Here is an 8,766-nt window from a genome sequence, read left to right on the forward strand (position 1 = left end):
CATACTACTTGCAAATAACTAAATCCTACTTTTATTGTTCTAAGTAATCCCATATTTTTAAGAGTCTTCCATTTTAAACTTACAGGATAGTCAAAAAATTTTTTTAAGAAATATATTCTTGATACTCTTGTTCTTATAAGCATAACTTCATCTTCTGTATTAGGATTTGGTCCGCCAAATTTTAGTTCTTTTTTTCTTTTTAATTCTTCATCATCAAATGAATTTTCTCCTTGAATAGGCATAAGTTCTTCCCAGTATTTCATAACTTCTGGGTCTTTTGAGAAAAATCTATGTCCTCCTATGTCCATTCTGTTGCCATTGTATTTTACTGTTCTTGATATTCCACCTATTTCATTTGTTTCTTCTAGAATTGTTACCTCATATTTTTCTTTATCATCCAATAGTTTGTCTGCTGCTGTAAGTCCTGCTGGGCCTGCTCCTATTATAATTACTTTTTGCATTTTTAATTTCCTTTCTTAAAAGCATCTAAATTAAATTTTAATCAATGTTTTTTTCATTAATTTTTTCTCCAATCATACACTCAAATTCTGCATATACATTAATTCAAATATAACTGACAAAATTGCAAATAAATAAGTCATACAACTTACTATTTTTTCACATTTTGTACCTTTTATCCCCTCTACAATAAATATCATTCCAAATAAAATTGTAGGTACAATATATCTGAAGTCCATTGTACAAGCATATGGCATTGTAATATTTGAATATATAAACATTAATATTTGTGTAAAATAAAAAACAATTATCATTTTTATTTCCATAGTTTGCTTTTTGCCCGAAATTAGTTTTTCCAAGCATAATAAACTAGCCACAATAATTACAATATTTAAAATAAGCATTGCAACAGAAATCACATTTATACTTTCTAAATGATATTCACCAAATAACGAACTTTTTATTAAATATGACCAAATATTGCAATCCTCTTCAGGATAAGCAAAAACTTTTAACCATTCTTTTGAAAATAAATTAAATCTATCCCAAAAGCTTCTATCTCCACGATACACTACTTGTCCTGCTTTTGGTACATAAAATATTGATTGATTAAATAATAATAAATTTCTTATACTATAAGATAAACCTATTCCAATTGCTATTATTCCAAACACTATACATTCTAAAGCATATTTTTTTATTATCATTTTTCTATTTTTTTCGTTAAAAAAATCTTTCCAAAATTTATCTATAAAAATATATAAAATTGGTACTGCAATTATTACTCCGGATATTTTTGTTAGTGCAATTAAACCTGTTGTAAGTGCTAAAATAATTGTATTTTTCATGCTAGAATTTTTATACCATTTTATTAAATATAATATTCCGAAAAAATGTGAGCATTATCGTTAGAATATCATTGTTTATACTCCCTGATAAAATTATAAATGTTGGATGTACTGCTATTATTGTCATTACTAACAATTTTAATTTATCATTAATTCCTAATTCTTTTAGTATAAAATATGAAATTACAATTATCACACAAGAGTATATTGCAGTTAAAATTTGAATTCCTTCTTCTGCCACCTCTAAACTTGCTCCAAATATTTCAGCAATTTTAATCCATCCAGCCGAAATTACGTGATGTAAAGGTTGCTGATAAAATTGCCACTCATTATTTTCTGGTAATTTTCCAGTTTTATAAATTGTTTCGATATATGCTAAATGTCCACTGCCTTTTTCCATGTCATGTTGTCTTTTAGTTATTGGTGTATATGTAATATAAATTATTCTTAATATTATTCCTATTATACTAATAGCTAAAATTATTTTTTTATAATTTATCTTTTCAAGAATTTTATTCATATCTAATCTCTTTCTATTAATTATCCAACCACTTTAGCTACTAGTCCAAATGATATTACCATCATTATTATACTTGCCAAAAATACTCCTGCAAGAACAGCTAAAAATGTCTTTTTTTTGTCCATCTCAAGAACTGATGCTATAAGAGAACCTGTCCAAGCTCCTGTGCCTGGAAGTGGAATTCCTACAAATAAAACAATTCCTAAATATCCATATTTTTCTATTTGACCTTTGTGTTTTTCAACTTTTTTATCTAGCCAATTTGCTATTCCTTTAAAATGTTTGCTCTTTCTCATCCAGTCCAAAATTTTATTTATTAATAGTAATATAAATGGTATTGGAAGTAAGTTTCCAATTATACTTATTATATAACTTGGTATCGGATCTAATCCTAAAAGTGCTGCAGCAAGAAGTCCTCCTCTCAATTCCAATATTGGCATTAATGATATTATAAATACTAATATTTCCTTTCCAAATGCTATTGCTGTTATACCTCCAAATGTTCCTATTATTGCGTTTACTAATTTTTCACTCATTTTATTTCTTCCTTTCTTTCTCGTTCCATTTGGACCGGGTCTTAATGGTACCTGTCCCATTAAGACCCGGTCCTTTTGGTACAAGTATTATATATTAAATAAAAATCCATTTCAATACTTAAACTACATCTTTAATAAAAAATTTAGACTTTTTATAATGTTTTACCACTATAAAAAGTCTATTGTTTATAAACTATCTATTACAAATATCTCTAATTAGGCATCCTATTAAAGATATAATTGATAATATCATCCATACAAAGAAAAATGCAGCAAATCCAACACTTAATATTGAAACAATTGAAGCAGTAGATATTTCTATAATTAATATAGCAGTTCCAGAAAGTAATGTTCCAATTATTGATGCTAATAAACATCCTCCATTTTTACATATACATCTTTCAAATCCAGTACATTTTCCAAATGCTTTCGCACCTAATATTAGTAGAGTAAATATTACTGATATAACTGCTGTTGCTATTAATGCTATAATTGCAAAAGTTGTTACACTAACAAGTAATCCATTTGTAAAAACTATTCCTGCTATTATTCCTATAACTATGCTTATTAGTATTTCTATTATGCATGTTCCTTTACAAAATCTTTTACAAGTATATTCTTCCATTTAAAGTTCACCACCTTTAATATATTAATAATTATTTTTATAACTATTACTATATTATATTGATAAACGTTAATTATTGTGAAATTTTATCTTTTGTAATTTTTCATGGTATTTTTTCTTGTAATAATTCTTATTTAATAAATTATCATGTATAATGTATTATCTTCAAAATACAATTGGTCTTCCGTATATTCTGTATAATCTATTTGTTCCATTTTATCAAAATATACATTATAAGGAAATTCAACTACTTTTAATTTTCTTCCAGTGTAATAATTCATAGCTTCTAATATACTCCAGTTACATGCAAAAGCTCTCTCTGTTAAGGATCCCATTTTTTTTATGTCTCTTGCATATTGAGAAGGCTTATAATCATTTATATATGCAAATTTAGTTATTTTTTTACCAGTTTTCTCCTCATATCTTTCAATTTTATACTTTATATTATATCCCATATTAGCATCTATCTTATTTGCAGCAATATGTTGCATAGAGTTCTGTATTAATATCATCGAATTAATTAAAAATGATATTATTACTAATATAGAAATTATTTTTTCAATTTTAGTATTTATATTAATATTTTTTATTAAATATATAAGAGAAGTTCCCCAAACAAGTCCCATCGCCCAATTTGTTCTTGGACATGGTCCTGAATCAAATAAAAATATGACTATTCCACATTCTATTAATATTATAAGTAACAGAAAAATATAATATATTATATCTTTTCTGATCTTTTTATTTATAAACATTATTGCTATTGTTATAATACTCACTAATGGCAATAGTCCATATGGTAACATATTCATAAATCCTACATATAAAGAAAGTGTATTTAATAATGTATAATTTAATCTTATACAAAACGCCTGAAAATTGATTAATTTTACTGTTCTTGTCATTTCTTTGTCTAAAATATTATTAAATAATTGAATTATTCCCCATTCTACTATTATTATTACCATTAATATTAGTGTATATTTTATAATTTCTATTATTAAATCTTTACTACTCTTTTCCTTTTTCTTTACTTTAATAAAGTTTAGTAAAAATGTAATTACAGGAAATGCAATTATTATTGCTTGATAAGATATTATTGTTATAAATAAATAGGTTATGATTTTTATATATTTACTTTTTTTATCATTTAATGTCTCTATAGATGCCATAACCACCATTAATACTCCTAAGCACATCACTGCTGATTCTGGAAATAATAAATATTCTAATGTAAACTGATTAAAAATAAGTACAAATGTTGCAAATAAAATTAAAATTTTTCTCTTTTTATCTTTAATATCTAATAATTCAATTATTTTTTTATTTAATAAATATATTGTAAAAGAAAGTATACAAATTCCTATAAAGTCCATACCAATTAAGTATATATTATAAGGTAAATGTAATACTCCTGCTGTATAACATACAAGTGTTGATATTATTCTTCCATCTAGTAGAAAAAATTCACTGGGATAATCAAAATAGCCTAAGTTGTATAAAACGTATGTATCTGAAGAGAAATGCGTTTGTAAAAACGCATTTCCCAATATAAGAGTTATTCCCATTATAATTAAATACTGTATTAAATTTTCTTTATTAATATGTTTTTTCATATTCTTCTCCAAAATTTTGTAATTTACTATTGACTTTTTATTTTATAACCTGTTACTGTACATTTGAATCCACGTCTGGTAACGCTACTATCTGTTTTCAATCTGATTTTTACAACATTTCCATCTATTTTAATTGTTTTTCCTGCTAAATCTGTTCCTGTATAATATCCTACTTGAATGCCTCTTGAATTATATAAATATATTCTATCACAATATTTTCCTTCTAGTTCTGTACTTGAATCAAATTCTACTTTTAGGAACTGTGCTCCATCTATATTTGCTGTATAATATACATCTATACTATTTTTATAAGGATGCTCAGATTCAAGAATAACATCATCTCCTGCTTTCTCTAGTTCATTGGTTGCGTCTTCAACAGTACATCTAAATCCATATCCCGTTACAGATCCATCTGTTGTCATATATATTTTTACATATGAACCTGTAATATATACTGTTTGATTTGCAATATCTGTTCCTGTATATTGTAATACTAATCTTCCACTTTCATCATAAATAAATAATTTGTCACAGTTTCTTTCAAGATAAGATTCCTCGTCAAACTTTATTTTGATTAGTTCTGCTCCACTTATTGTTTTTTCAAAGTATTCTCTCATGCTATTATAATAATTATGTGGACTTTCCAGTACATTATCAGGTGTTTCATATAATGTTGTTGTAAATTTAATTTTTTCTTGTGTTTTTTCACCTTTTTTGCTGTCTAATAAAATTGTAGATGCATTTCCTTCCATACAAAAACTCCTAGATGCTATATTATCTTTGCTCAATGTAGCTCTTTTATTATTGTTTTGGCTTATACCTTTTTCATCATTCGAGTATATGTAAAGTGTATCTTCAGGACCAATATTTGCATTTTCATCAAATTTAACTTGTACTTTACTTGCTTCATTAACCAAAGTAGTTATTGCATATATACAATCCTCTTTATAATTGGCTGGAATTTCTGCAGAATTATATTCTAACTCATCAGATCTAGTAACTGTGCATTTAAATCCATATTTGCTTTGTCCTGAACCAGTTTTTAATTTTATTTTTACTCCATTGTCATTTATAAAGAATATTTTACCTGCTGCTTCTTCACCATTATATTTATTTATCAAAACATCTTTTGTATCATATATATATATGTAACTACTCCAATCTAGATTTGTTCTGTTGTCAAATTCAAGCCTTATTGCTGTATTTTCTTTAAATTTTGCTTCATATACTTTTTCTTGGTTTAATTCATATGGATGAGATGATTCTAACAATATTTGTTCATCATAAGTAACATTTGTTATTGTTACATCTTCAGCTGGCATATAGAAATAATTTCCTGTTTTCGATTCACCATTTACTTCAAAGCCTTTTACTTGTTTTGATGTATCTTTACTGTTTAAAATAACTTTTTGACCTATATATGCTTTAGATAATGCTGTTATGTTACTTTCTTCTATGTATATATTATACTTGTCTACTTTTTGATTTTTCCATATTATAAATGGATTTGATTGAGCACCCCATGGACTACCTTTTAAAGAATCTTTTTCTTTATTTACAGTTATATATCCTAACTCAAAGCAACCTTTAAATATATCTTCTCCCATGAAATATACAGAACCTGGGATTTTTACACTAGTTAAACCTCCACATGAATAAAATGCTCCATCAGTTATTATTCCTACGCCTTCTTCTAACTCTACAGTTTCTATGTTATAGCAATTACTGAATGCATTCTCTGCTATCATCTTAAGTGTTTTTGGTGTCTTTAAATTTTTAATTCCAACACAATTGTAGAAAGAATAACTTCCAATTACTACTACACCATCCGGAATTACTAAATCACCAAATTCTATATTTATACAATTATAAAATGCATTACTTCTAATATATTTTAATGTACTTGGTAATGTTCCAATATTATTTAATGAACTGCAATTACTGAATGCCCCTCTTCCTATATCTTCTAACCCTTCATTTAATTCTATAATTGTTAAATTATTACATCCGCTTATAGCGTAGTTTCCTATTCTCTTCATGGTTGATGGTAATATAATCTTTGATATTTCGCTTATGTAATTAATTGCATAATCAGCAATTTCTGTCGTTCCCTCTGCTACTTTTAATGTAACATTTGATGTACCTGTAACTTTGTATTTATATAAAACATTATTTATATATACTGCTCCTGTTGGCTGATTATTAAACCATGGAGTATTATCAAATGCTGATAATTGAATATCCACTATTTTTCCTGATATATTTAAATTTGAAAGATTTGAACACCTTTCAAAAGCCGCATTTCCTATATAATCAATATCATTTTTTATTACCAATTCTTTTATATTAGTATAACGAAAAGCTTCATCTCCTATATATGTTATTTTACTTGGCATATCACATTTATTTAGGTTTACACAATTATAAAATGCATTTCCTCCTATATATGTTACACTATCTGGTATATAAACACTATTTAAAGTTTGATTTTTTTCACTACTATACCCCCATTGTTGCTTTACCTTATAAACAAATGCTTCACCTGCTATTGCTGTTGTTCCTTCTTTAATATTTACTTTTGATGGTGTAGTCCCATTATATCTGTAAAAAACTTTTCCTAAATAAACTTCTCCTTCAGGTAAATTTGCATAAAATTTAGAGTTTATAAATACACCGTTTCCTATAATAGTTACTGTATCTGGCACAAATACATCTTCTAAGTTTGAACAATTGCCAAATGAAGCATCTCCTATTTTGGTTACACTACTTGGTATTGTAATTTTGGTAAGGCCTGTACAGCCATAAAAACTTGAATCTGTTATTTCTTTCAAACTATACGGAAACTCTACTTCAGTTACTGTAGAAAAACCAACAAATGCTCCACTAAGTTTGGTTATAGTCGCAGGTAGTTCAATTTTGGTAATTCCTCCATTTGGTAATCTTGAAGTCCAACCATATGAAAATACGCTGTCAAAAGTTCTACTTATACATCTATTAATAGATTCACTATAATTTTGGGTTCTTCCATAATCTTTTTGGTTTTTATATTGAATATCTATAACATGACATCTACTTGGAATTCTCAATATTGTATAATTTACCATATCTTTGTTATATCCTATAATTGTATGATAATCTTCTCCATCATTTGGATCTTCACTAGCCCATATAAATGCCGTTTCAGGTGTTTTTTCTTTATCCCATTCTTTTGCATTAAAATCTTGAACATATTCAACAGTCCTAAAATCTTCTGATACATTAAATATAAATCCCCTAAATTCTACCCTGTATATATTTTCTACTATAGTAACCTTTATATTTTCTTGAGCACTTTTCTCATATGATTTTAACTCTTTTTCTAATTCTCCTCTTATATCATTTTTTGTCATATTCTCTTGATAAGATTTTATCTGCACAGTTTGAACAGCAAGTACGACTATTTCTCTAGCTTGTTCTATGTCTGTTACATTAGCAGCCTGTTTTGCTCTATTTAAAATGGAATTGTTTCCTGCAATATTTGAAATTGTTATTCCTGCTAATAATAACAAAAGTATAATTGTTACTACTAAAGCTATTAATGTTATTCCTTTTTGACTTCTATAAACTTTATTCCTCATAAAAACCTTCCTCTTCTGAATTTTATATTTTTCTATTCTGCATATTCTGTGTTAGATTCTATATAAAAGTTATTATTTTGAAATTTTATTGTTGCCATATATTTTATTTTACCTACATATTGTATATTTGTATTTGAAAGTTCATAGTGTACATTATATGTCGATTCACCTATTTGTACTATTTTTTCAATAGTCGGAACAATATATTCATCATAATTGTAATCTATTAATTTGTATGATCCGTTTTGAATATTCTAAAGTATTCTCTAGAGATTGATGTTCCTTGAAATCGACATTATATGTATCTTTTATGATCTGTTCAAACTCTTTTGTTGTACATTTTTTTGCTTTATCTAATTTCAATTTTGAAAACCATACTGTCATTTGATAATCTTTTGTTGTGAGTTCTTTAGTGTCTTTAAAAATATTAATTGCATTGTGATTGACACAAAATAATTTATCTTCTATTTTTTGAACAATATCTTTTTTCAAATTAGCACAATCTTTTTTGTTTATTTTAAAATTCCCATCATATGACGTTATTG

At 26.3% G+C, this 8,766-nt stretch carries 8 protein-coding genes; all 8 read right to left on the reverse strand.

The annotated features are described in order from the left end of the window. A partial coding sequence (locus tag Q0F58_RS15270) for an NAD(P)-binding protein (protein WP_294378390.1) occupies positions 1-461 on the reverse strand: 461 nt, incomplete at its 3' end. Positions 462-533: 72 nt separating this feature from the next. Continuing rightward, the gene (locus Q0F58_RS15275) at positions 534-1,307 is read right to left on the reverse strand and encodes a hypothetical protein (protein ID WP_294378393.1); all 774 of its coding nucleotides are present in this window, start codon (positions 1,305-1,307) and stop codon (positions 534-536) included. Between the two features lie 10 nt (positions 1,308-1,317). Then, positions 1,318-1,827: a hypothetical protein gene (locus Q0F58_RS15280; RefSeq protein WP_294378395.1), complete on the reverse strand. Its 510-nt coding sequence runs from the start codon at positions 1,825-1,827 to the stop codon at positions 1,318-1,320. A gap of 20 nt (positions 1,828-1,847) precedes the next feature. Further along, complete coding sequence (locus Q0F58_RS15285) at positions 1,848-2,423, reverse strand: COG2426 family protein (RefSeq protein ID WP_367118200.1); 576 nt, start codon at positions 2,421-2,423, stop codon at positions 1,848-1,850. 133 nt (positions 2,424-2,556) lie between these two features. After that, the gene (locus tag Q0F58_RS15290) at positions 2,557-2,988 is read right to left on the reverse strand and encodes a hypothetical protein (protein ID WP_294378398.1); all 432 of its coding nucleotides are present in this window, start codon (positions 2,986-2,988) and stop codon (positions 2,557-2,559) included. Positions 2,989-3,122: 134 nt separating this feature from the next. Then, positions 3,123-4,604, reverse strand: coding sequence for a glucosyltransferase domain-containing protein (locus tag Q0F58_RS15295; RefSeq protein ID WP_294378399.1), 1,482 nt, complete (start codon positions 4,602-4,604; stop codon positions 3,123-3,125). A gap of 26 nt (positions 4,605-4,630) precedes the next feature. After that, positions 4,631-8,221: a leucine-rich repeat protein gene (locus tag Q0F58_RS15300; protein ID WP_294378402.1), complete on the reverse strand. Its 3,591-nt coding sequence runs from the start codon at positions 8,219-8,221 to the stop codon at positions 4,631-4,633. A gap of 210 nt (positions 8,222-8,431) precedes the next feature. After that, the coding region (locus Q0F58_RS15305; protein WP_294378406.1) for a hypothetical protein at positions 8,432-8,766 on the reverse strand (335 nt) is incomplete at its 5' end.

Source organism: uncultured Clostridium sp. (assembly GCF_934754915.1).
GTDB lineage: Bacteria > Bacillota > Clostridia > Clostridiales > Clostridiaceae > Clostridium.

What these genes read in the sequence shown, in the direction of transcription:
- Q0F58_RS15275 (WP_294378393.1), bottom strand. Translation starts at nt 1,307, where the DNA reads ATGAAAAATACAATTATTTTAGCACTTACAACAGGTTTAATTGCACTA.
- Q0F58_RS15280 (WP_294378395.1), bottom strand. Translation starts at nt 1,827, where the DNA reads ATGAATAAAATTCTTGAAAAGATAAATTATAAAAAAATAATTTTAGCT.
- Q0F58_RS15285 (WP_367118200.1), bottom strand. Translation starts at nt 2,423, where the DNA reads ATGGGACAGGTACCATTAAGACCCGGTCCAAATGGAACGAGAAAGAAA.
- Q0F58_RS15290 (WP_294378398.1), bottom strand. Translation starts at nt 2,988, where the DNA reads ATGGAAGAATATACTTGTAAAAGATTTTGTAAAGGAACATGCATAATA.
- Q0F58_RS15295 (WP_294378399.1), bottom strand. Translation starts at nt 4,604, where the DNA reads ATGAAAAAACATATTAATAAAGAAAATTTAATACAGTATTTAATTATA.
- Q0F58_RS15300 (WP_294378402.1), bottom strand. Translation starts at nt 8,221, where the DNA reads ATGAGGAATAAAGTTTATAGAAGTCAAAAAGGAATAACATTAATAGCT.